General features: G+C 35.4%; 23 protein-coding genes. 13 read left to right on the forward strand and 10 right to left on the reverse strand.

The features are described 5' to 3' along the window. Positions 1 to 92: 92 nt before the first annotated feature. The 5 genes from MMF97_RS07585 (at position 93) to MMF97_RS07605 (ending at position 4,948) form a co-directional block, all read left to right on the forward strand. Positions 93 to 2,057 carry an LTA synthase family protein gene (locus MMF97_RS07585; RefSeq protein WP_243361092.1) on the forward strand — a complete coding sequence of 655 codons (1,965 nt, stop codon included), beginning with the start codon at positions 93 to 95 and terminating at the stop codon, positions 2,055 to 2,057. A gap of 236 nt (positions 2,058 to 2,293) precedes the next feature. Then, the gene (locus tag MMF97_RS07590; RefSeq protein WP_243361094.1) at positions 2,294 to 3,241 is read left to right on the forward strand and encodes a CdaR family protein; all 948 of its coding nucleotides are present in this window, start codon (positions 2,294 to 2,296) and stop codon (positions 3,239 to 3,241) included. Beyond that, positions 3,241 to 3,846: a dephospho-CoA kinase gene (gene coaE / locus MMF97_RS07595; protein ID WP_243361096.1), complete on the forward strand. Its 606-nt coding sequence runs from the start codon at positions 3,241 to 3,243 to the stop codon at positions 3,844 to 3,846. Before MMF97_RS07590 ends, coaE begins: the two co-directional genes overlap by 1 nt. Continuing rightward, positions 3,837 to 4,784: an MBL fold metallo-hydrolase gene (locus MMF97_RS07600; RefSeq protein WP_262916099.1), complete on the forward strand. Its 948-nt coding sequence runs from the start codon at positions 3,837 to 3,839 to the stop codon at positions 4,782 to 4,784. Before coaE ends, MMF97_RS07600 begins: the two co-directional genes overlap by 10 nt. A gap of 5 nt (positions 4,785 to 4,789) precedes the next feature. Then, a complete protein-coding gene (locus MMF97_RS07605; RefSeq protein ID WP_243361098.1) occupies positions 4,790 to 4,948 on the forward strand; it encodes a DUF5522 domain-containing protein in 159 nt (52 codons plus the stop codon). Here the strand turns inward: MMF97_RS07605 and MMF97_RS07610 are convergent. The 3 genes from MMF97_RS07610 to MMF97_RS07620 are packed head-to-tail and all read right to left on the reverse strand — an operon-like array spanning position 4,945 to position 6,961. Beyond that, positions 4,945 to 5,670 carry a ZIP family metal transporter gene (locus MMF97_RS07610; RefSeq protein ID WP_243361099.1) on the reverse strand — a complete coding sequence of 242 codons (726 nt, stop codon included), beginning with the start codon at positions 5,668 to 5,670 and terminating at the stop codon, positions 4,945 to 4,947. The two genes, MMF97_RS07605 and MMF97_RS07610, sit on opposite strands and share 4 nt — an antisense overlap. After that, on the reverse strand, positions 5,670 to 6,230 hold the full coding sequence (locus MMF97_RS07615; protein WP_262916100.1) for a phosphatase PAP2 family protein: 561 nt from the start codon (positions 6,228 to 6,230) through the stop codon (positions 5,670 to 5,672). Before MMF97_RS07615 ends, MMF97_RS07610 begins: the two co-directional genes overlap by 1 nt. Next, positions 6,230 to 6,961: a class I SAM-dependent methyltransferase gene (locus MMF97_RS07620; protein WP_243361101.1), complete on the reverse strand. Its 732-nt coding sequence runs from the start codon at positions 6,959 to 6,961 to the stop codon at positions 6,230 to 6,232. Before MMF97_RS07620 ends, MMF97_RS07615 begins: the two co-directional genes overlap by 1 nt. A 207-nt stretch (positions 6,962 to 7,168) precedes the next feature. Here MMF97_RS07620 and glmM point away from each other — a divergent pair, with 207 nt between their 5' ends. The 3 genes from glmM to MMF97_RS07635 all read left to right on the forward strand — a co-directional run bounded on the left by glmM (position 7,169) and on the right by MMF97_RS07635 (position 10,249). Further along, on the forward strand, positions 7,169 to 8,557 hold the full coding sequence (gene glmM / locus MMF97_RS07625) for a phosphoglucosamine mutase (protein ID WP_243361103.1): 1,389 nt from the start codon (positions 7,169 to 7,171) through the stop codon (positions 8,555 to 8,557). A gap of 37 nt (positions 8,558 to 8,594) precedes the next feature. Beyond that, positions 8,595 to 9,743 carry a cysteine desulfurase family protein gene (locus MMF97_RS07630; protein ID WP_243361104.1) on the forward strand — a complete coding sequence of 383 codons (1,149 nt, stop codon included), beginning with the start codon at positions 8,595 to 8,597 and terminating at the stop codon, positions 9,741 to 9,743. A gap of 290 nt (positions 9,744 to 10,033) precedes the next feature. After that, complete coding sequence (locus tag MMF97_RS07635) at positions 10,034 to 10,249, forward strand: hypothetical protein (protein ID WP_243361106.1); 216 nt, start codon at positions 10,034 to 10,036, stop codon at positions 10,247 to 10,249. A gap of 54 nt (positions 10,250 to 10,303) precedes the next feature. On the opposite strand, the gene MMF97_RS07640 is transcribed toward MMF97_RS07635, so the two are convergent. Both MMF97_RS07640 and MMF97_RS07645 read right to left on the reverse strand, forming a co-directional pair. After that, positions 10,304 to 10,735, reverse strand: a complete 432-nt coding sequence (locus tag MMF97_RS07640; RefSeq protein ID WP_243361109.1) for a DUF983 domain-containing protein — start codon at positions 10,733 to 10,735, stop codon at positions 10,304 to 10,306. After that, entirely contained in the window at positions 10,716 to 11,612 is an 897-nt protein-coding gene (locus tag MMF97_RS07645; protein ID WP_243361111.1) for a helix-turn-helix domain-containing protein, read from the reverse strand. Before MMF97_RS07645 ends, MMF97_RS07640 begins: the two co-directional genes overlap by 20 nt. 473 nt (positions 11,613 to 12,085) lie before the next feature. On the opposite strand from MMF97_RS07645, the gene MMF97_RS07650 reads away from it, so the two are divergent. After that, positions 12,086 to 12,874, forward strand: coding sequence for a HipA family kinase (locus MMF97_RS07650; RefSeq protein ID WP_243361113.1), 789 nt, complete (start codon positions 12,086 to 12,088; stop codon positions 12,872 to 12,874). Beyond that, on the forward strand, positions 12,852 to 13,238 hold the full coding sequence (locus MMF97_RS07655) for a DUF3037 domain-containing protein (RefSeq protein WP_243361115.1): 387 nt from the start codon (positions 12,852 to 12,854) through the stop codon (positions 13,236 to 13,238). The genes MMF97_RS07650 and MMF97_RS07655 overlap by 23 nt, the downstream gene beginning before the upstream one ends. Positions 13,239 to 13,242: 4 nt before the next feature. Here MMF97_RS07655 and MMF97_RS07660 read toward each other — a convergent pair whose 3' ends face one another. The 5 genes from MMF97_RS07660 to MMF97_RS07680 form a co-directional block, all read right to left on the reverse strand. Beyond that, positions 13,243 to 13,782, reverse strand: a complete 540-nt coding sequence (locus tag MMF97_RS07660) for an NUDIX hydrolase (RefSeq protein WP_243361117.1) — start codon at positions 13,780 to 13,782, stop codon at positions 13,243 to 13,245. A gap of 22 nt (positions 13,783 to 13,804) precedes the next feature. Then, positions 13,805 to 14,383, reverse strand: a complete 579-nt coding sequence (locus MMF97_RS07665) for a hypothetical protein (protein WP_243361192.1) — start codon at positions 14,381 to 14,383, stop codon at positions 13,805 to 13,807. Then, the gene (locus MMF97_RS07670; protein ID WP_243361119.1) at positions 14,286 to 15,065 is read right to left on the reverse strand and encodes a TPM domain-containing protein; all 780 of its coding nucleotides are present in this window, start codon (positions 15,063 to 15,065) and stop codon (positions 14,286 to 14,288) included. Before MMF97_RS07670 ends, MMF97_RS07665 begins: the two co-directional genes overlap by 98 nt. 38 nt (positions 15,066 to 15,103) lie before the next feature. Then, entirely contained in the window at positions 15,104 to 15,553 is a 450-nt protein-coding gene (locus MMF97_RS07675; RefSeq protein ID WP_243361120.1) for a TPM domain-containing protein, read from the reverse strand. A gap of 103 nt (positions 15,554 to 15,656) precedes the next feature. Beyond that, positions 15,657 to 16,238 carry a LemA family protein gene (locus MMF97_RS07680; protein WP_243361122.1) on the reverse strand — a complete coding sequence of 194 codons (582 nt, stop codon included), beginning with the start codon at positions 16,236 to 16,238 and terminating at the stop codon, positions 15,657 to 15,659. A gap of 200 nt (positions 16,239 to 16,438) precedes the next feature. Here MMF97_RS07680 and MMF97_RS07685 point away from each other — a divergent pair, with 200 nt between their 5' ends. The 3 genes from MMF97_RS07685 to MMF97_RS07695 all read left to right on the forward strand — a co-directional run bounded on the left by MMF97_RS07685 (position 16,439) and on the right by MMF97_RS07695 (position 22,009). Then, entirely contained in the window at positions 16,439 to 17,035 is a 597-nt protein-coding gene (locus MMF97_RS07685) for a sigma-70 family RNA polymerase sigma factor (RefSeq protein ID WP_243361123.1), read from the forward strand. A gap of 65 nt (positions 17,036 to 17,100) precedes the next feature. Continuing rightward, positions 17,101 to 18,369, forward strand: a complete 1,269-nt coding sequence (locus MMF97_RS07690; protein WP_243361125.1) for a FecR family protein — start codon at positions 17,101 to 17,103, stop codon at positions 18,367 to 18,369. Positions 18,370 to 18,490: 121 nt separating this feature from the next. Further along, positions 18,491 to 22,009: a SusC/RagA family TonB-linked outer membrane protein gene (locus MMF97_RS07695; protein WP_243361127.1), complete on the forward strand. Its 3,519-nt coding sequence runs from the start codon at positions 18,491 to 18,493 to the stop codon at positions 22,007 to 22,009. Positions 22,010 to 22,050 lie beyond the last annotated feature (41 nt).

A 22,050-nucleotide genomic window follows, 5' to 3' on the forward strand; every position in this document is an offset into this window, starting at 1 on the left:
CAATTCAAACGTTCTATCAGTGTAAGCGACTAAAGTTTATTTAATTTGAATGTTTAAACCAGACTTACTTAACCAAAATAATTGATTTTAACATGAAAGTACTTTTCAAAAGCAGAACATCCTTACTTTTTGCCTACCTGTTTACGTTTATATTTCTGTCTTTTGCAGTGCGTGTAGGGCTTTATATTTGGTCGCTGCCTAATCTTAGCTTTTCACCTTTATCATTCATAAAGATTTTTGGAGTAGGACTTTTCTACGATATTGGGGTCGCCATATTTTTCAGTTTGGTTTATGCGCTCTATGTCTGGCTTGTTCCCAAAAAGCTGATCGGAACATTATTCGATAAAATATGTACTTTCTTTATTGTGGGCCTAACCCTGTTTATTACCATTTTCGCTTGTATAGCGGAGTTTACTTTTTGGGATGAGTTTAGTACCCGATTTAATTTTATAGCGGTAGATTACCTGATCTATACTTATGAAGTAGTAGAAAACATTAACGAATCGTACCCAATTCCGTTAATTATTGGAGTTTTGGTATTGGTAATTGTAGGCGTTATCTTGTTGTATAAAAAAACAGGGGTACTAAAAAATACTTTTCAGCAAAGAACTCCTTTATGGCTCAGAAGTATGATGATCGCGCCTCTTTTTGTGTTGGCTTTATTGTATATGTTCTTTGTAAAAAATACAGGAGCAGAGTGGAGCCAGAATTTATATGAAAGCGAACTGAGCAAAAACGGCGTGTTTTCTTTCTTTGCCGCCTTCAGGTCAAATGAGCTAGATTACAATACTTTTTATGCCACACTTCCAAAAAATGAAGCTTACCATGTGCTTAAAAAAGAGTTGATACAACGAAATGAAAAATATACTTCTGAACAGACTGATAATATAAGAAGAGAAGTAGAAGGAATTTCAGATCGTAAACCTAACATTGTAATGGTAGTTATAGAGAGCTTTAGCGCTGATTTTCTGGCCAGATTTGGCAACCAGCAAAATATAACGCCAAATTATGATGCCCTAACCAAGCAGAGTATCTTTTTCAATAATATTTATGCTACAGGTACCCGAACAGTAAGAGGTATGGAAGCTTTAACATTAAGTGTGCCGCCAACTCCGGGAAACAGTATTGTAAGGCGTCCAAATAACGATAATATATTTTCTATCGCCAGTATTTTAAAGCAAAAGAATTACGACCTGAAATTTGTATATGGAGGAGACGGATATTTTGATAATATGAATACCTTTTTTGGCGGACAAGGCTTTGATATTGTGGATAGAGACAGGGGAAATCCTTTATCGGATAATATTAAAACAAAACGCTATCCTATAAAAGATGAGGACGTAGCTTTTGAAAATGCCTGGGGTATATGTGATGAAGATCTCTACAAGCAATCATTGAAATTTGCAGATAGCGCTTACCAGAAAAAACAACCATTTTTCCAGTTTGTAATGACCACTTCTAACCATAAACCTTATACCTTTCCTGATGGAAAGATAGATTTAAAGCAAGGCGAAAGAGAAAGTGCAGTTAAATATACCGATTACGCTTTAGGTAAGTTTTTAGCCGAAGCTAAAAATAAACCTTGGTTTGAAAATACAATTTTTGTAGTGGTAGCCGACCATTGCGCCAGCAGTGCAGGTAAATGGGAAATCAATATTGAAAAGCATCATATACCAGCTTTAATCTACAATTTAGATAACAGAAAAGAAGAGATCAATAAACTGTGTTCGCAAATAGACCTGTTACCCACTTTATTGGGTTATTTGAACTGGAATTACCAAACCGAATTGTATGGTAAAGATGTGAACAAAATGAATGCGGGAGATGAGCGTGCCCTGATTGGAAATTACCGCACCTTGGGTTTGCTTAAGCATAATGTATTTACACAGATAGATGACCGCAAGAATGTAAAATTCTTTAACTGGAATGATCAGGATAAGAGCATGAACGAGATGAAGGGTAAAGTAAATGATAGTTTAAAAAATCTTACTATAGCTTATTACCAAACAGCTTCGGAGAGATTTAAAAATGGTAAAATGAAGCAAAAAGGTAAATAAGTTTTCTGTTTACTATCCTTTCGTTATACGGGACCACCGAGTAATAATGAAGCAATTGAGTTCTGCGATGTGTACGCCATGCTGACCACCAAGTAGCTGCGCAACAAATTCATTTCAGCATCTAATAGAATGAAATATGCACACTGAAACAAGTTCAGTGCAACCTAAATAAGGAGTGAAAAATTTAAATAGTTCCCATAAAGGGTAATTAAAAGCCTTTTTTGTAATTTTACTTTATGCCCTTTATAAAACTTACAAAACCCGAACGCAAAAGATTTGGCATAATGCTGGTATGTGTAGTGCTTGCGGTAATGGCTTGGTTATTTATGGCATTAAACCGTAAATACCCTTATACGGTTAAAACAGAACTTATTTATAAAGACGAGCCACAGGGAAAAGCATTTAAAGCGCTGCAACCCGATACTGTAGATCTAAAAGTTGAAGGCACTGGCTGGCAGCTTCTGTTCTCGAGATTGCGTATAAAACCACAATCAATTAAGGTGAGTTTGCGTAAGCTTAATAACAGGAACTACGTGCTTTTTTCAGAGCAACTGGAGCAAATTAATGGGCAATTGGAAACATCTCAAAGAGTAATATCTATAAAGCCAGATACCTTATATTTCGATTTCTCAAAAAGAACTACCAAACGCGTACCAGTAAAATTAAACTCTAAATTAGGATTTGCTTTGCAATATGGAGTTGCTGGTAATGTAGAGCTTACTCCGGCATTTGTAAATATATCTGGTCCGCATGAAGAGTTGCAGAAAATAGCGAGCTGGTACACAGATACCTTAAAGACTACAGGTATAGATAACTCAGTTGAAACCAGAATCAATCTGAAACAAAGTACAACTAATAATATCAACATATATCCAAAAGCGGTTGGGGTTAAAATCCCCGTTGATGAGTTTACTGAAAAAGTGTTGGACATACCGCTTACAGTAATCAACAACAATAGTTTTTACACGATAAAACTTTATCCAAAACGCGTTAAGATTACTTTTTTGGTAGCCTTATCAAGCTACAAACAAATTGACGAAGATTTTATACAGGCATCTGTAGATCTTAACGAGTGGAGAAATTCAGGCCATAATAACTTGAGGGTAAAACTGATCCGTTTTCCAGCTTATTGTAAGCTAATTAGTATCGTACCTCAGAAAGTAGATTTTATCATAGAGAAATAATGCTGAAAATAGGAATAACCGGAGGTATAGGGAGTGGAAAAACAACAGTATGTCAGATTTTTGAAACGCTGGGTATTCCGGTATTTTATGCTGATGTTGTAGCCAAGCAGATCATGGTGAGCGATGAGATTTTAATCAAAGGTGTTAAAGAAACTTTTGGTAACGACAGCTATTTTGCAGACGGAACGCTCAATAACAAACATATTGCAGGTATTGTATTTAATCAACAGAAAGAACTCGATAAATTAAATGCGCTGGTGCACCCGGCGGTGTTCAGGGCTTTTGACCAATGGGCTGGTGAACATACAGCAAAGGCTCCATACCTTTTAAAAGAAGCCGCTTTGCTTTTTGAAAGCGGTTCTTACAAAATGTGCGATAAAAATGTATTGGTTTCATCCCCTTTAGAGCTAAAATTGAAAAGAGTAATGCAAAGGGATCAGGTAAGCCGAGAACAGGTACTGGCCAGAATGGATAAACAATTTACAGATGAACAAAAGCAAGCTTTTGCAGACTATACCATCATTAATAATGATAAAGAATCGCTAATATTGCAGGTTTTAAATGTACATCAATCGTTTTTAAAGCTGGCTGGTCAATGGGTATAATTCTCGACGATTTTATCGTACTGAATAAAATTGGCTTATATTGTTCATACGGAAATTTTTATTTGGATCCTCAACAACCTGTTCCTTATGCTGTGGTATCGCACGCCCATGCAGATCATGCTGTAAGCGGAAACACACATGTGTATTGCACTACGGCAACCTCAGCATTTATGCAACATAGATACAAGAAAAATGCTGCTTACCAGTTTCATTGTTCAGACTACGGACACTCTTTCTATATCAATGATGTAAAGATCACTTTTTATCCCGCAGGTCATATGTTAGGCTCGGCATTGATTTTAATGGAATATAAAGAGGTGCGTTATCTTTATACGGGTGATTATAGGCTTACTCCTGATGGCACATGTGAAGCTATACAACTGGTAAAAGCTGATGTGCTTATTACTGAAACTACCTTTGCCCATCCAGATACACAGCATCCTGATGTAATAGAAGAAATAAAGAAACTTAACCATACAGAAAGCAACATCATGTTGGGTGCTTATGCTTTGGGTAAAAGTCAGCGTTTGATTGCATTGGTCAATGAGTATTGTAAAACTAAGACTATATTGGTGCATCACAGTATTATGCCCTTTTGTCGCATATACGAAGAACTGGGCATTACATTAGGTACTTATCAGGTTTACGACCGTAAATTAATGAAGCAGAATACCGGCAATATGATTTATATGGTGCCGCCAATGGTTTACAACAGCTATATCAAGGCCATTAATGTAGTTAGAGTTTTTGCTAGCGGATGGCATCACCTGCAAAAGCAAAATGAAATACAATTGTTGATATCAGATCATGTTGATTGGCAAGATATTCTGCAAACTATAGCCGAAGTTGGGCCTAAGCAGGTATGGACCTTGCATGGAGAAGGAAAGCATTTACAGGCACATTTTAAAGATCAGATAGAAGTTAAGATTTTAAACTGATTAGAATGAAAGAAGGAGAGGACTTTTATTTTAATGAAGCAGGTTTAATGGTTTTTACCAAAGAATACCACTTAAAACGGGGATATTGCTGCAAAAATAAGTGTAAGCACTGCCCATGGCACTATGGTCAGAAAATTAGAAAAGACAAAGATAAGCCAGCTTAATGTTCGTGTCCACCTGCGTAAAAACCAATTAAGGCTACGCCAATACCAATTAGAACAGCAACCATTTTTCTTTTATTGATTTTATGATCGGCACTCGATTCGAATAATATGGTGGTAGATATATGTAAGAATATACCAATAACAATTCCCATTATTTTATTGAAATAGGTCTCAATACCACCTATAGAGCCATTGCTTAAACCTAAGCTTACATAATAGCCTAAAGGCGCCATGATAGCAAAAAGGCTGATATTAAAAATAATCCTTGATCTTGTTAAGTGATTTTGCATTAAAATACTAGCTAAGGCAAAAGCAGCTGGTATGTGGTGCAAGGCTATACCAAAAATCAGTTCATTGTGCTGATCCTTTGCAAGAGGCATTCCCTCTAAAAATGCGTGCAAGCACAAACTGATCATAATGCCATAGGGATAACTGTGCGTATGACTATGATGGTGAATATGTCCGTGTTCAATACCCTCAGAAAACTGCTCTAAAAATACCTGCAATAAGAAACCTATCAGAATAAAAATACCAATTTCATGTGCGTCTGCGCCACTGTAGGCATCAGGAATGAGATGCATTACCGTGATTGCGAACAGATAAGAACCACTAAATGATAAAATAAGCTTTAAAAGCTGCGATCTATCGCTCTTAACCATAAAAATGGCTAAGCCACCCAAAAAGGCACATAAAAAAAGTACGGCGAATTTCCAGAATTCCATTAGGTAGCAGGTTTAATTTTACAGTAAATATAATAAGTTAGCAAACCAATAGAAGTTCCTAAAAGCGTACCGGTAATAATATCAATAGGATAATGTACACCTACATAAATCTGCGCCAAGCAAATCATTGCTGCCCAGATAAGGCCTATGGGTAAAATAGCTTTCCACTGTCTGTAAAAAACGCAGATCAAAAATACAGCGATGGCAAAATGATTGGTTGCATGTGAGGAAGGGAAACTATATCCGGTACCACATGTAACACGTTTGATCATCTGGCTAGAAAGTTCTGGGTTATTGCAGGGCCTTAAGCGCTGTACATTGGGTTTTATAAGGCGTGAAGAGGAGAGATCACCCAATGCGAATGTAAGCAACAGCATTCCCACAATATATACTCCTGTTTTTTTATATTTCTTGATACAGAATACAACAATGAAAATATAAAGTGGAATCCAAACATACATGTTACGTATAATTGGCATAAACCAGTCGAAAAAACCATTACTTAAACCAACGTTTATTTTTAAAAACAGTTCGGTATCCAGGTGAAGCAATTCGTTCATTATGATTTTTTGCAGATTAAGATTAAACGGTCAGAAGAATTTTCGTTATAAGGCTCTAAATGGTAGTTGCCAAAAGTTTCTATGATTTCTAAGCCACTTTTTTCAAACATTCTTTTAAAATCCTCTAATAGAAAAGCCTGCACACGTTCCTCAAAAGCATAAGTTTTAAGTTTATGCTCAAAGTTAATATGTTTGATGATTTTACCGTCGGCAACAAATTTATGCAGATGAAACTCGATGCCATCAATAGTTTTGGTCTCCTGGTTGGTTAGGTTATTGATAATTTTTCGTGTATTAAAATAATCAAGCACTAAAATTCCATCGCTTTTTAAACTCTTTCTAAAAGCCTTTAAAGCGTTCAGATGTTCTTTTTCAGTTTCAAAATAACCAAAACTGGTAAATAGATTCAGAGCAATATCAAAATAATTGATGTAAGAAAGTCTGCGCATATCATGCACATAAAAATGCAGATTCTTCTGTTCAAACTGCTGGGCATACTTAATATTCTGCTCAGACAGGTCTATACCTGTTACATCATACCCTTTTTTATTGAGGTAAATAGAATGCCTGCCTCTGCCGCATGCAATATCCAAAATCTTACTGTCGACACCAGGTTTTAAATAGGCCAATAGATTATCCATTAAAAGCTCGGCCTCAGCATCATTTCTCTGACTGTAAAGAATGTGATAATAAGGAGAATTAAACCAATTTTGGAACCATTTTCTTTGCATGAGCTGATATATGTTTAATGAGCAAAGATAGCAATTTTGATGCTTGTGCAATTAAAATTGTTAATCCTGACAAACCTGTTAAAGAATTTTTAATTAAAAATAAACCATGATTGTCTGGTTGTTCAGATCTGCTCAAACTTTCCGCAAACAACTTTTAAAACGTAGCTTAAAATTTATTACTTTTGAACATTAAAAAATCTAACAATCTTGACACTAATAAAATCTATTTCAGGCATTAGAGGTACCATTGGAGGTAAAGCAGGTGGCGGACTTACCCCGATAGACATCGTTAAATTTACTGCGGCTTTTGGTTCGTGGGTGGTGAAAAAATCGCAACATAAAAAAATTGTAGTAGGAAGAGATGCCCGCATTTCAGGAGAAATGGTAAATAATCTGGTAATAGGAACCTTACAAGGATTAGGAATAGATGTGATAGATGTAGGCTTATCAACCACGCCTACGGTAGAAATTGCCGTACCCTTAGAAAATGCTGCCGGAGGTATTATTTTAACTGCAAGTCATAATCCTAAACAATGGAATGCACTTAAGCTTTTAAATGCCAAAGGAGAATTTATCAGTGATGCGGATGGAAAAGAAGTATTAGAATTAGCAGAAAATCCTGATTTTGATTTTGCCTCGGTTGATGAGCTGGGAAAAGTAACTTTAGATCATAGTTATCTGCAAAAACATATAGATATTATTCTGAATTTACCATTGGTAGATACTGAAGCCATTAAAAAAGCAGGTTTTAAAATCGCTGTTGATGCAGTGAACTCTACGGGTGGTATTTTTGTGCCGGCTTTGTTAAAAGCTCTAGGTGTAGATACGGTATATGAATTGTATTGTGAACCAACCGGACATTTTCCGCACAATCCTGAGCCATTGCCAGAGCATCTTACAGAAATATCTAAATTGGTACAGCAAAAAGGCGCTGATTTAGGGATTGTAGTAGATCCAGATGTAGATCGTTTATGCTTTGTAAATGAAGATGGTTCTATGTTTGGAGAAGAATATACATTGGTAGCTGTGGCAGATTATGTGCTTAAACATACACCGGGTAATACGGTTTCAAACCTGTCGTCAACAAGAGCATTGAGAGATGTAACCGAAAAAGCAGGCTGTGTATATAACGCAGCGGCAGTTGGCGAGGTAAATGTAGTAACCCAGATGAAAGCCACAAATGCTGTAATAGGGGGAGAAGGTAATGGTGGAATTATTTATCCTGAACTGCATTATGGACGTGATGCTTTAGTGGGAATAGCTTTGTTTTTAACGCATTTAGCTAAATCGGCTAAACCTATATCGGTTCTGAGAAATACATATCCGGCTTATTTTATTTCAAAAAATAAGATCACGCTTACACCTGAAATGGATATTGATGCGTTATTGTTACAGGTACAGGATAAATATAAAAATCAACCGCACAGTACAATAGATGGTTTAAAAATTGAATTTGATAATCAATGGGTACACCTGAGAAAATCAAATACAGAACCTATCATCAGGATTTACAGCGAAGCAGAAAGTGAAACCATTGCAGATAATTTAGCTAAAAAGATTATAACTGATATAAAAGAGATCTTAAAATTAGATTGATCTGCCTTTTAATAAAATAACACCATAAAACACACAAATGAAAAGAGTTTATTTAGACAATGCCGCAACCACACCACTTGATAGCGATGTAATTGCTGAAATGACCAATGTAATGCAGAATTTTTACGGAAATCCTTCTGCTATCCATACACTTGGTCGTGAAGTAAGAACTTTGGTTGAAAAAGCCCGTAAAACGGTTGCGACACTGTTAAACGCCAGTCCGGCAGAAATATTTTTTACTTCCGGAGGAACCGAGGCAGACAATACAGCCATAAGATGCGGAATTGCTGCATATAGTATCAAACATGCCATTACATCTAAAATAGAACACCATGCGGTAGAGCATACTTTAGATATGCTGCTAAAAGAGGGTGTAATTGATAAATTGAGCTTTGTAAATATTGATGAGAAAGGAAATGTTGATTACAACCATTTAGAAGAGCTTTTACAAAATAATGAACGCAGCTTTGTTTCATTAATGCATGCCAATAATGAGCTGGGTACACTTACAGATATGGAAAGGGTAGGTGATCTGTGCGAAAAATACAATGCAATTTACCATGCAGATACCGTACAAACCATGGGGCATTATGCGCATGACGTACGTAAATTAAAAGCGCATTTCTTGGTTTGTGCCGCACATAAATTGCATGGACCTAAAGGAGTAGGCTTTTTATACGTGAACAATAGTATTAAAATTCCACCAATGATTTATGGAGGGGCTCAGGAACGTAATATGCGTGGCGGAACAGAAAACGTATATGGTATAGTAGGTTTGGCTAAAGCATTGGAAATTGCTTATGCAGAAATGGCTGAGCACCAGGCTCATATACAGGGATTGAAAGATTATTTTATTGCACAGCTTAAAGAAGAAATACCTGGAATTGAATTTAATGGCGAAACAGATGCGGATAAAAGCCTTTATACTGTTTTAAATGTATCTTTCCCTGAAATGGATATGGCAGATATGCTATTATTTAATTTAGATATTAATGGGGTTTGTGCATCGGGAGGTAGTGCATGTTCATCTGGTTCAAATATTGGTTCACATGTGCTTAATGGCATAAAAGCAGATCCGAATCGTCCGGCAGTTCGTTTCTCTTTCAGTAAATTCACCACAAAAGAAGATGTTGATTATGCTTTAGGAGTGATCAAAACAATCATGAAACAAAATGCATTAGTGTAATATTTCTTATTTCAAATAGAGAAAGAGTTTTAGCTGCGGTTAAAACTCTTTTTGTTTATATGAGATATTTAATAAGCTATGTAACAAAATAGAAGGAACTCTTTACTTAATTGTTATGCTGAACTTGTTTCAGCATCTTAAAGGCACATTTTATTTTTCTTAACCATTATTTAACCAAAAAACAGCCTTTGGTTAAAACTGGTCTCTTGATAAGTTAAAATATAATAGCTATCTTAATACCATTATTACCGGAAGGCTTTTATTCAACTGATTTTTAAAAAGGAGATGTTATGGATAGGCTTAAAAATTCTGTATTAGATAATAGTTATACTAATGCCGAGCAATTTAGCAAACCCGTTAATCAAACTGATTTTACTGAAGAAATTTTTGAAAATAACATGAGCGAAGCTGTTGTTAATGAAAACTATTGCGAAACTCAAAATGAAGCCACTAAAATTAAAACAGTGTGGCATGAACTGATCAATTACAGATACGCTATTCTTTGATCAATCTTCAAAAAGAGAGGCATATCTTTAAAAGATATGCCTCTTGTTTTTAGCTTATTTTTCGGTAGTGTTAATAGCATATTTTTCAGGCTCATAATGTAAACCAGGAGATAACCAGTATAACAGGGCCATTCTTGAGTAACGTAAATTGAATGGTGAGCAAAGTACGCTGGTTAAGATCAATAAACCTACATAGTACCAAAGATTATCATAATCTAATTTTAAGCCCAAAACGTAAGCAGCAACGGCAACAGTAACCATTTCGGCAACATTCATTGCATAACTTACAAACATGGCTACATAAAAATATCCGGGCTCACGTTCAAACTTTAATCCACAATGCGGACAAAAAGTATTCATTTTTCTCTCTTTCAAGCTGTAAGCCGGACCCATAAATACATTTCCTATTCTGCAACGCGGACATTTGGCCTGAGAAAAACCTTTCCATTGCGAGGTATATATAACATTATTGTGCTGTAATTCCATATGATGGTATCGTGTTTAATTTTCTGAATTTATCGGGCGTAACTCCCTCATATTTTTTAAAGAACTTGATAAAATAGCTCTGATCTTCGAAATTTAATATTCTTGCAATCTCTGCTACCAGTAAGTCTTTATTAATTAATAATCTTTTGGCTTCTAATATAACCCTATCTCTAATCAATTTTCCGGCAGATTGGCCCAAAAAATCATTACATAAAGCATTTAAATGATTTGGTGTGATATAAAGTAAAGCCGCATATTGCTTAGGTAACTTTAAGCTGGCATAATTCTTTTCAATTAACTGTTGGAAGTTTTTCAGAAGTGTATGATTATAAGGATTTACCTGTTTAGGCAATATGTATTGAATAGAACGGCTTACTTCGGTAAAAAGATGAAGCAATAAAATTCTAACCAGATCGTCGTTAATAGGGATTTCATTAGACCCCTCCTTGAGCATTTCTTCAAAAATACCAGAAATTTTGGCAATGGTTTCTGTATTGAGATTAATCACTTGCTGTTGGGGATCTCCGCTAAAAAAACTGAACTGCTCTAAATAATCGGGCTTAAGCAAGAAGGATGAAAAATAATTTGCGTTAAAATTAGCTATATAACCCGATGGCTTGTCATCAAAACTCCAGCTATGAACCTGACCCGGTATCATAAAATAGATTTGCCCTTCGGCTAAATCAAAAGTGTTAAAGTCAATTTGGTGTTTACCTTTACCTTTTGTAAAAAGAACCAGATGGTAAAAATCATGTTTATGTGCCGAATGAAGATGTTTATGCAATTCGGCATAATACTCAAAGCGGCTCACTAAAATCCCATCGTTCTTATACGATCTGAGATTACTCATATTGTAAACGGGGATATTGGTTTTCATGTGAATTCTTTGTAAGAAAATATTAATACAAATTTAGGGTAAATAGAGTTTGATATAAAGGTAATTTTTGGCTAATAAATGGTATTTTTTACTTTATTAATTTGTTAAATATGTAATTAAAGCAATTTATAAAGGTATATTTTGAATATCTATACGTATTTTTCAAAGTGATAATTCGTGGTATTCTAAAATAGAATATGAAAAAAATATTAAAAAAAACTTCACTTGTATTGTAAATTAAAAAAAGTAGTTATATTTGTCCCTGAGAGCGTTAATTTAGATGACGGGGGTAAGGCTTAGGCTTTATCTCCGTTTCTTTTTTTATACCTGTTCTATTATAAGCTTTCGCAATTCAAAACCTTGAAATTCTTACAGCTATAAATTGCTGTTTGTTATTTGAAATTAATATCAATTTATGGCCTATTTACTTTTTCCTTATTTTTGGCTAAATGTCTGTGGTGAACTTAAAAAATATGCAAAATCTTGAATTACGTAAAGTTAACGTAATCAGGTATGTAACGCCTTTACGTGAGGGAGGCTCTATGCCGGCTATTGCCGAAGCAGATGACGGTTTTCTTTATGTCTTAAAATTTAGAGGAGCCGGACAAGGTAAAAAAGCATTGATTGCCGAGCTTATTGGCGGCGAACTGGCTAGAATACTGGGCTTAAAAATGCCTGAAATAGTTTTTGCACATTTAGATGAAGCATTTGGCAGAACCGAACCCGATGAAGAGATACAGGATTTGCTAAAAGCCAGTACAGGCTTAAATCTGGCAGTACATTATTTATCAGGAGCTATAACTTACGATCCGGTTGTAGCTAAAATAGATCCCTTACTGGCTTCAAAAATAGTGTGGTTGGATTGTTTCTTAATGAATATGGACAGGACAGCCCGTAATACCAATATGCTTTACTGGCATAAAGAACTTTGGTTAATAGACCATGGGGCTTCAATGTACTTTCACCACTCATGGCAAAACTGGCAGGAGCAGGCCAAAAAACCTTTTACATTGGTTAAAGATCATGTCTTATTACCACAGGTGAGTTTAATGGAAGAAGTAGATCAGGAATTTAAATCACTGCTTACTCCTCAGATTATAGAAGCGGTTCTAAATGTTATTCCTGAAGAATGGCTTGATGATAACTTTTTTAACAGTAGTGCCGAACAGAGAGAAGCTTATGCTTATTTTCTAAATACCAGAGTAGCAAATTCTCAAATTTTTGTAAAGGAAGCTGAAGATGCAAGAGAGAAACTTATTTGAGTATGCCATTATACGCGTAATGCCTAAAGTTGAACGCGAAGAATTTTTAAATATAGGCGTGATTTTATATTGTGCCAAACAACGGTTTTTAGGCACTAAATATGTTATTGATGAGCATAGATTAAAAATATTATGCGCTGATTTGGAGATGGATATTTTAGCACAAAATTTAGAATCCTTAAGTCGTATTTGTAAAGGAGGGAATGATGCGGCCCCAATTGGTTTGTTAGACCAACCTTCGCGTTTTAGGTGGTTAACAGCAGCCAGAAGTACAATTATCCAAACTTCAAAAGTACATCCGGGTCTTTGTACCGATGCGCAAGCTACGCTGGAGCAATTATTTGATGAAATGGTGAGCCTTTAGGCATTTAAATTTTTTCAAGGCCATAGAACAAGGCTGCAACGTGTAAAGCCTGATCGATTTTATTTTCTTTGATCAGTTGCTTTATTTCACTCATAGAATAAAGTTCTACATTTAAAATCTCATGCTCATCTAAATGCTGGACATGCGTTTTTTCTCCGCCGGTAAGTAAATAAGTATGAGCCCGGTTATTGGCCGTTGCAGGATTAGGATAAAGTGAGCACAATAGTTCACAGTTTGAGAAAGTATAACCTGTTTCTTCAATAAGTTCACGTTTAATGGCTTCTTCAGGTGTTTCTCCATCATCAATAACACCGCCTGGTATTTCCAATGAAATAATATCTCCGGCAAAACGATACTGGCGTACCATAATAATTTGCTGATCTTTAGTTACAGCTATGGCATTTACCCAATCTGGATATTCTAAAACATAATAGTCATCTTTTACAGTGCCGTTAGGAAGTTCAGAGGTATCTACTCTTAAAGTAGCCCATCTTTCTTTTACCAGATATCTGGATGCAAGTTTTTTCCATTTGGTTATTTCCATAAAAATGAAGTATAATTTATGCTTATAAATATTGTTGTATAATTTCCTGACGATGTAAGTTAACCAGATGGACCACTTTGTATTGCTCTGATAATTGAAGATAAATAAGATTAAGTTTTGGAGCAATGAGTTTATTACGTTCGGCACTGGTTCCAAGTTCATAGTAAAGAAACTCGCTTAATGAATCTAACTTTTCTGAACTAAGTTCTGCTTTGTTCAGCCAATCCTTAAAATGATCTAAATCAGGATTATTTAAAATAGTTTCATCGAGAAGAAAGGCGGTTTGTATGGTTTCATTGAAAATAGCCAACGCTTCATCAGGTTTTCCATCAAGCTTTAATCCCATTATCCGTGCTAAAACCTGAGCCAGTCTTTCAATTTCTGATTTTAAAAGATCTCTTCGATACATGCTGCAATAATAAAAAAACAAGGTTATAAAGTGAATAACAATATAACCTTGTAGTATGATAAATTTTTCTTTAACTATAAAGAAGAAACTCGGTTTACCAGCTTCCGCTGCTTCCGCCTCCGCCAAAACTACCACCACCAAATCCGCCGAAGCCACCGCCTCCACTACCACCAAAACCACCTCCGCTTCCAAAACCACCTCCAGAATTTCCTCGGCCACCACCAAATAGCATAGCCCAAAACAACGCATTTGCAGCTCCGCGTCCGCCAATAACCTGATTACCGCCACCGCCACCACCTCGTTTTAATAGGATGATGATGACAATAATAATGATTAAAACAATTAAACCCGATCCGGTTTTATCAGAAGAACTTTTGCGTTTAGGATTATCGTTTTTGTATTCTCCTTTAATTAAAGAAATTATGGAATTTGTACCAACATTAATGCCTTCATAATAGTTTCCATCCTTAAAATAAGGCTTAATATCATTTTCTATAATGCGTTTGGTGTACATATCTGGTAAAGCACCCTCTAATCCATAACCAGTTTGTATAGAAAGTTTTCTGTCGCCTAAAGCAATTAAGAGTACTACCCCGTTATTTTTTGATTTCCCACCAACTCCCCATTTCCTACCTAATGCCAATGCATAATCATTAATATCGTACTCGCCAACAGATTTGAGTATAACAACCGCAATCTGGTTAGATGTAGAGTCATCAAACGCAACCAGTTTATTTTCGAGGCTGTTAATTTGTTCAGGAGTTAGAGTATGGGTATAATCATTTACCAGAGTAGTAGGCTTTGGTGGAATTTCTTGTGCGAAACCCAGTTTAAAGCATACCAGAAAGCAAATTAAAGTGATGATCTTTTTCATCGTATAGTTTTTCAGTAAGTTATAGTAGGTTAAAACTTTTAAGATTTAACCTTTTGTTCATCAATAAAAACAATATCATTAGGAATTTCATTGATATCATCACTTTGATAAGGAAAGTATATAGCCAGTTTCTCTCCGGCAAGACTAATTCCGGCAATAATGCCTTCAACTAAATTTCCGCTTAAAAAATGCGCTTTCATGGCAACCTGAACAGTTTCCCAAAAATCTTCGGGAACCAGGGTATCAATGCCTTTATCACCTATAATGGCAAATTTCTTATCTTCATAAGCAAGGTAAATTAAAACGCCATTATGTTGTGCTGTTTTATCCATTCCTATTTCAAAGAAATATTCAGTAGCTCTTGTAAAGGCATTATGACCTTTGCAATGCTTTTCTAAAGCTATACGTATTTCGCCTGATGTTGACTTTTCTGCCTGTGCAATAGCCTGTGTAATAAGTTCCTGCTCTTGAGTTGTGAAAATAGACATGCTTTTTAAATTTTTTTAAAAGAAGCGCTGATGTGTATTAATCATAAAATATGCCGGACATGACCCATGGCAGCCCGGCTATATAATATATGTTTTAACAAAACTAAAATTCAACTTTTGGTGCATTTTGAGCACCGGCATCTGCTTTAAAAGCAGCTTTTTGTTCGAAACCAAATAAACCTGCTGTAATATTATTTGGAAATGATCTTACTTTTGTATTATATGATTGTACAGATTCATTAAAATCTTTTCTCGCTACTGCAATTCGGTTTTCTGTACCTGCCAGTTCAGCAGATAAATCAGTAAATTGTTGTACAGCTTTTAATTCAGGATAGTTCTCTGTTAAAACCATCAGTCTTCCTAATGCCTGAGAAATTTGCCCCTGAGCTGCCTGGTATTTCTCCATGCTTTCTGCATCAAGTTTGTTTGGATCAACAGTAATTTGACTTGCTTTACTGCGGGCCTCAATCACAGCCGTTAGTGTAGATTGTTCATGCTTTGCAGCACCTTTTACGGTATTAACTAAATTAGGAATAAGATCTGCACGACGTTGATATTGTGCCTCTACCTGTCCCCATTTGGCTTTTACATCTTCATCTAATTTAACCATGCTGTTATAACCGCATCCGCTAAATAATACTAGTGTTGCAGCAATGGCAACAATCCCAATTAAAACTTTTTTCATATAATATGTCTTTTAGTAAAGTAAATTGAATTTAAATATATTCAATATCTAGCTATTGTTCGCAAAATTTATACCTTATATTATAACTCAACATTTAACTGACAGACTGTCTCTATTGGTTAAAGAAATTGTTACATTCCAGAATTTGCATTGGCAGGTTTTTATTCTAATTTAATCATTTACAAAATCTTTTGTAAATCATGTCATTAACAGCGATACATAATGAAGCTACCATTCTATCTCAAATTGCTGATGGTAACGAGGAAGCTTTTAGGAAATTGTTTATGGCCTATCATAATCAACTGGCAGAGCACGTGTATTTTCTTACGCATTCTAAGGAAGTTACCGAAGAAATTGTACATGATGTATTTGTTAAAATTTGGACAAACAGACAAGATTTAGATCAGATAGAAAAATTCACTGCTTATTTATTTATTATTTGTCGCAATCATACCTTAAATACACTTCGTAAAATAGCTAAAACACAACAAGCAGATAGTGTATATAAAAATGAGCAATTAAATTCTTGGGGTACAAATGAAATAGATTACGGAGATTTTGATGAGTTATTGGGAAAATCTATCGATTTGTTACCAAGTCAGCAACAGCAAGTGTTCAAGTATAGGATGAAAGGGATTAAAAACCCTGAAATTGCAACAAAGATGGGAATTTCTACTGAGTCGGTTCGGAAATATTATAAGCTTGCTTTAACAGCGCTTGTTAAGCATGTTAAAATGCATCAATCTCTGATTACTTTGTTAACATTGTTGTTACATACAGAGAATCTCGTAAATTAAATATTTTTGAATATCCCGTTTTTTCTTTTTGTGTGTCTTTATGGTATATATCTCAGAAGAATTATATGCCAAACACTCGTTTATTTTACTTATTTGAATTACTACGATCAGGAGAACTTTCTAATAATGAAAGGGAAGAGCTGCTGGATTTACTGGTAAAAGATGAAAACAAAGAAGAGGCTAAAATATTAATACAAATGGCTTGGGCTGAGTATAAGCCTAAAAATCCTGTTTTTAACGAAACAGAAAGCACAGCGCTCTTCAATAAAATCCTTACAGATGCTTCAGCAGACCACGAGCCTGTTTCCATAAATAGAGAAGTTAAACCTTTAATTACCTGGAAACGATTTTTAGGTTATGCTGCAATCTTATTGCTGATTTTTTCAGTATCCATTAAAATTTTTAAAAATCAAACCAGACAAATTTTTACAGCTAGTAATGAAAAAGAACACTCTGCAAAGAACAAAACAGAGATCACATCTGGGAAAAATAAAGCTACTCTAACATTATCTGATGGTACTAAAATTGACTTAGATGATGTTTCTGCTGGTAAAATTGCTAGCAAAGCCGGAATAAGCATCATTAAAATAGCTGATGGACAGTTAGTATATACTGTAACAGGTCGTCAGGATAATACTAAAGACCGGAATTATATTCCTGAAATAAATACTATTTCTACACCCAGAGGAACTCAATATCAGATTAACTTACCAGATGGCAGTAAAGTTTGGCTTAATGCCGAATCTTCTTTGAAATTTCCAGTTGCATTTGTAGGTAAAGAAAGGGTGGTAGAATTAACTGGCGAAGCCTATTTCGAAATTAATTCACAGCAACGAGATGGACATAGAATGCCATTTAAAGTACGATCTTATATAGATGGCAGAAGCCAGGAAGTAGAAGTTTTGGGTACGCATTTTAACATCAAATCATATGCTAATGATGCAGCTACTAAAACTACATTGATAGAAGGAAGTGTACAGATTACCAATCTGAATTTGAATAAGACAAATATTTTGCTGCCCGGTCAGCAGGCAATAGCAACCCAAAAGAACACCCAAATAGCAAAGGCCAATATAGAAGAGGTTATGGCTTGGAAAATGGGAAATTTCATGTTCAATAATTTGGCATTGACAGATATTATGAAACAGTTGGAGCGCTGGTATGATATGGAAGTGAGCTACAATCATATGCCCAATTCATCTTATCATGGCTTGATTTCTAGAAAAGTTACTTTGGCTCAGGTGTTAGAAATGCTGGAAATGGCTGGAGATTTAAAATTCAAGATTACAAAGTCTCCTACAGGAAAAGACAAAATAGAAATTCTAAAAAAATAATGTGTTAATCTTTAAAATTTATTGCCCATGTGAGTTCGTAAAAATTATCTAAACAAAAACTAACCGTGATATTATCACAACAATCAACCCTAAGTATCTAAAAACCTAAACCAATTGGCGTATGAAGTCTTTCAACACGTTTAAGAGGATGTTTTGCAGTTCTGAACCGGAAAACTTAACATCTACATCTACCATTAACCTCCATACTTTTAAAAAACTGGCCATTTTCATTTTGAGTATAGCCTTTCTTCAGGTAAATGCAAATGGACAAAGACAAAACAACATTACCTTATCCAAAAGAAATGTCTCTTTTGAATATGTATTATCTGAAATTAGGCAACAAAGCGGATATGGAGTATTATACAATTCTGATATGATACAAAAAGCAAGTCCTGTGTCTATTAATGTAGTAAACGTTTCTGTAGAAGAAGCATTAAAAGCTTCTGTAGCAGGGCAACCTTTTAGCTTCCAGCTAAAAAATAATACCGTAGTGATTACCCCTAGAAAAGAAGATCAGAACACAGCCCCTGCAATTGATGTAAAGGGCAAAGTTTTGGATGAAAAAGGGCTTCCATTACCAGGCGCTTCCATCCGTGTAAAAGGTACTACACAAGGCGTTGTAACAGATCCAAATGGAGTTTTTACTATTAAAGCTCTGGATGCTGAAGCAGTTTTGATTGTTTCCTATATTGGTTACCAATCAAAAGAAGTTAAGGCTGGTGCAAATTTAACCATTAGATTAGAACCGAATAACTCAAATTTAGGTGAAGTGACTGTAATTGGTTATGGTACCCAAAAGAAATCTGAAGTTACGGGCAGTATCACAAATGTTAAAGGTGGAGACGTAGCCGATCAGCCTGTGGTAAGTTTTGAAGGCGCATTAGGCGGTAGAGCAGCAGGGGTAAACATTGTTGCCAGTTCGGGAAACTTAAACCAGGCCCCTGTATTTCGTATCAGGGGTACAAACTCTTTATCGCTTAGTTCTTACCCGCTTATTGTAATTGATGGAATACCTAGTTTTACAACGGATGATGATTCAGGATCTGGAAATACAGAAAATAACCCATTATCTTCTATCAATCCAAATGATATTGAAAGTATTGACATTGCAAAAGATGCAGCAGCAACAAGTATTTACGGTAGCCGTGCAGCAAATGGTGTAGTATTTATTACAACTAAAAAAGGTAAAGCAGGTAAAGCCAAAATTAATTTCTCTTCAAACTTATCAATTAATACGGCAAGTAATCTGCCTAAATTGTTAAATGCTGCTCAGTATATCGAAACAAAAAACGAGGGCTTAAGAAATGAAGGAACTTATAATTCAACCACTAATTATTATGGATACTCATTAGATGCGAATGGAAATCAAATTGATACCAGATGGTCTGATTATGTATATCAAACTGGTATTTCGACCGCTAATAATCTTAATATTTCTGGTGCTAGTGAAACAACAAAATACTATGGATCGATAGGTTATACTGATCAGAATGGGATATTTAAGCAAACCAATTTTAACAAAAAAACAGTTTTATTTAATATTGATAATAAGACCACTTCTTGGTTAAGTCTTGGAGCTAAAATAAATTATAATAATGAAGTAAATGGTTCGGCCATGTCTAGCGGATCAAGAGGTAACTCTTCTGCTTCAGGTGGTATGGCCAGAATAGCCCTTATCAGTGCTCCAATTGTAGGACCTTATAATGCCAATGGATCGTTTAATTCTAATTCGGCCGGGTTTATTGGTATTATGGACAATAACGGGCATTTATCTTCGCAATCGAGACTTGGATTTTATAATCCTGTAGTCTCTATGGATGCCAACTACTCAAATAGTAAAGTAAATAACATCCAATCTAGTGCGTTTGTTAAGATTAACCCGTTAAAATGGATAACTGCTCAATCAATTTATGGTATTGATTATAGGTATGGAACAAATGAAAATTACTCGAGTCCGTATAGTGGAGAGGCCATATCAAGCAATGGTAGTGCTTCTAGCATACAAACTACAAGAGAACGTGTGGTTTGGACCAATACTTTAACTTTTGATAGAACGCTTGGAACATCGCATAATTTCTCGTTGTTATTAGGAGAAGAAGAACAGACTACTAAAGGTAATCGTTTTGGCTTATCACGTACCGGGCAAACAGATCCTTTATATACTAATATTCAAGGTGGATGGCAAAATGTTGCTATAAGTGGTACAGCAAACAGCGTGTTTGATAATTATTTGTTCTCTTTATTTAGTCGATTACAGTATAATTATAAACAGAAATACTATGCTACAGTCAATTACAGGCAAGATGAATACTCTGCTTTGGGAGCCAACAATAAAAAAGGTACTTTTTGGGGTGTGTCTGGTGGATGGGATATTTCCAAGGAAGATTTCTGGGCTAACTCAAGTATAAATAAAGTATTTAACAACGTTAAACTGCGTGCCAGTTATGGTAAAGTAGGTAATATTGGCGGATTAAGTGATTTTGGAGCCATCAATACTTATTCGGCCAGTTTATATGGCGGACAAGCAGGCTTATCATACTCTGCAACCGGAAATGCTGATTTGCAATGGGAAACCAGTAAAAAGACAGATATCGGAGTAAATTTTGGCCTGTTCGGAAGTAAGATAACCGGAGAGATTGCTTATTATAAAAATAATATCGACGGATTGATTTTCGCTGTTCCACTTCCTCCTTCAGTAGGTTTACCTAATTCTTCTAACAATACCATCCTTAAAAATGTGGGTAAAATGTACAATACAGGACTTGAGTTCACATTGAGTGGCTATCCTGTAAGAACAGATAAATTTAGCTGGAATTCTTCATTTAATTTAACCACTAATAAAAATGAGGTGTTGGAACTTGCTGATGGTGTACCTAGTATCATTGTAGGTTCTAATGATGGCTTTACCATTACTTTACCGGGTTACTCGGCTGGTATGATTTATGCAATCCGTACCGGAGGTATTGATCCGGCTTCAGGAAGACGTATTTTCATTAATGGCGAAGGTAAAAAAGTATTGTATCAACAAGTGATTGGTGCAGGAGCGCCTTCTCCATATCAATGGTCATATGAAGATAATACCCGTGCACCTGCAATTACACCTGCTGCTGATGCAGTGATCTATAAACAATCGGCACCTAAAGTATTTGGAGGTTTCTCAAACGTATTTAATTATAAGGGTTTCGAGTTAAATGTATTGATTACCTATCAGTTAGGTGGTTACATGATGGATGGTACACAAGCAACCATGCGTGATAACCGTTTCTGGAACAACTCAGTTGATATGATGCGCAGATGGCAAAAACCAGGAGATGTAACAGACATTGCCAGAATTGTAAATGGAGATAATGTTTCTAACGGTAACACACTTCCATTAGATATTAATGTGAGTTCTACTGATTATTTAAGATTGAAAAGTGCAATGTTATCTTATAACCTGCCAAGCAGCTTTCTGAGCAAACTTAAATTATCTCACACTAAAGTATATGTAAGTTCACAAAACTTATTGATTCTAACCAAATACACCGGATTTGATCCTGAAGTTACTACAAACGCAAATAGCGCAATTTCTCAGGGTATAGATAAAAACCAGTCGCCAAATGCCAGAACTATTGTTTTTGGGTTAAATTTTGGTTTCTAAATTAGAGAAGGTAATTAATTGAATATACATTAATTTTAAAG

Origin of the sequence: Pedobacter montanisoli (assembly GCF_022809115.1) — a bacterium.
GTDB lineage: Bacteria > Bacteroidota > Bacteroidia > Sphingobacteriales > Sphingobacteriaceae > Pedobacter > Pedobacter montanisoli.

What these genes read in the sequence shown, in the direction of transcription:
- MMF97_RS07615 (WP_262916100.1), bottom strand. Translation starts at nt 6,230, where the DNA reads ATGAACGAATTGCTTCACCTGGATACCGAACTGTTTTTAAAAATAAAC.
- coaE (WP_243361096.1), top strand. Translation starts at nt 3,241, where the DNA reads ATGCTGAAAATAGGAATAACCGGAGGTATAGGGAGTGGAAAAACAACA.
- MMF97_RS07645 (WP_243361111.1), bottom strand. Translation starts at nt 11,612, where the DNA reads ATGAAAACCAATATCCCCGTTTACAATATGAGTAATCTCAGATCGTAT.
- MMF97_RS07680 (WP_243361122.1), bottom strand. Translation starts at nt 16,238, where the DNA reads ATGAAAAAAGTTTTAATTGGGATTGTTGCCATTGCTGCAACACTAGTA.
- MMF97_RS07620 (WP_243361101.1), bottom strand. Translation starts at nt 6,961, where the DNA reads ATGCAAAGAAAATGGTTCCAAAATTGGTTTAATTCTCCTTATTATCAC.
- MMF97_RS07655 (WP_243361115.1), top strand. Translation starts at nt 12,852, where the DNA reads ATGCAAGAGAGAAACTTATTTGAGTATGCCATTATACGCGTAATGCCT.
- MMF97_RS07685 (WP_243361123.1), top strand. Translation starts at nt 16,439, where the DNA reads ATGTCATTAACAGCGATACATAATGAAGCTACCATTCTATCTCAAATT.
- MMF97_RS07605 (WP_243361098.1), top strand. Translation starts at nt 4,790, where the DNA reads ATGAAAGAAGGAGAGGACTTTTATTTTAATGAAGCAGGTTTAATGGTT.
- MMF97_RS07695 (WP_243361127.1), top strand. Translation starts at nt 18,491, where the DNA reads ATGAAGTCTTTCAACACGTTTAAGAGGATGTTTTGCAGTTCTGAACCG.
- MMF97_RS07690 (WP_243361125.1), top strand. Translation starts at nt 17,101, where the DNA reads ATGCCAAACACTCGTTTATTTTACTTATTTGAATTACTACGATCAGGA.
- MMF97_RS07585 (WP_243361092.1), top strand. Translation starts at nt 93, where the DNA reads ATGAAAGTACTTTTCAAAAGCAGAACATCCTTACTTTTTGCCTACCTG.
- MMF97_RS07600 (WP_262916099.1), top strand. Translation starts at nt 3,837, where the DNA reads ATGGGTATAATTCTCGACGATTTTATCGTACTGAATAAAATTGGCTTA.
- MMF97_RS07650 (WP_243361113.1), top strand. Translation starts at nt 12,086, where the DNA reads ATGCAAAATCTTGAATTACGTAAAGTTAACGTAATCAGGTATGTAACG.
- MMF97_RS07640 (WP_243361109.1), bottom strand. Translation starts at nt 10,735, where the DNA reads ATGGAATTACAGCACAATAATGTTATATATACCTCGCAATGGAAAGGT.
- MMF97_RS07610 (WP_243361099.1), bottom strand. Translation starts at nt 5,670, where the DNA reads ATGGAATTCTGGAAATTCGCCGTACTTTTTTTATGTGCCTTTTTGGGT.
- MMF97_RS07660 (WP_243361117.1), bottom strand. Translation starts at nt 13,782, where the DNA reads ATGGAAATAACCAAATGGAAAAAACTTGCATCCAGATATCTGGTAAAA.
- MMF97_RS07635 (WP_243361106.1), top strand. Translation starts at nt 10,034, where the DNA reads ATGGATAGGCTTAAAAATTCTGTATTAGATAATAGTTATACTAATGCC.
- MMF97_RS07590 (WP_243361094.1), top strand. Translation starts at nt 2,294, where the DNA reads ATGCCCTTTATAAAACTTACAAAACCCGAACGCAAAAGATTTGGCATA.
- MMF97_RS07670 (WP_243361119.1), bottom strand. Translation starts at nt 15,065, where the DNA reads ATGAAAAAGATCATCACTTTAATTTGCTTTCTGGTATGCTTTAAACTG.
- MMF97_RS07675 (WP_243361120.1), bottom strand. Translation starts at nt 15,553, where the DNA reads ATGTCTATTTTCACAACTCAAGAGCAGGAACTTATTACACAGGCTATT.
- MMF97_RS07630 (WP_243361104.1), top strand. Translation starts at nt 8,595, where the DNA reads ATGAAAAGAGTTTATTTAGACAATGCCGCAACCACACCACTTGATAGC.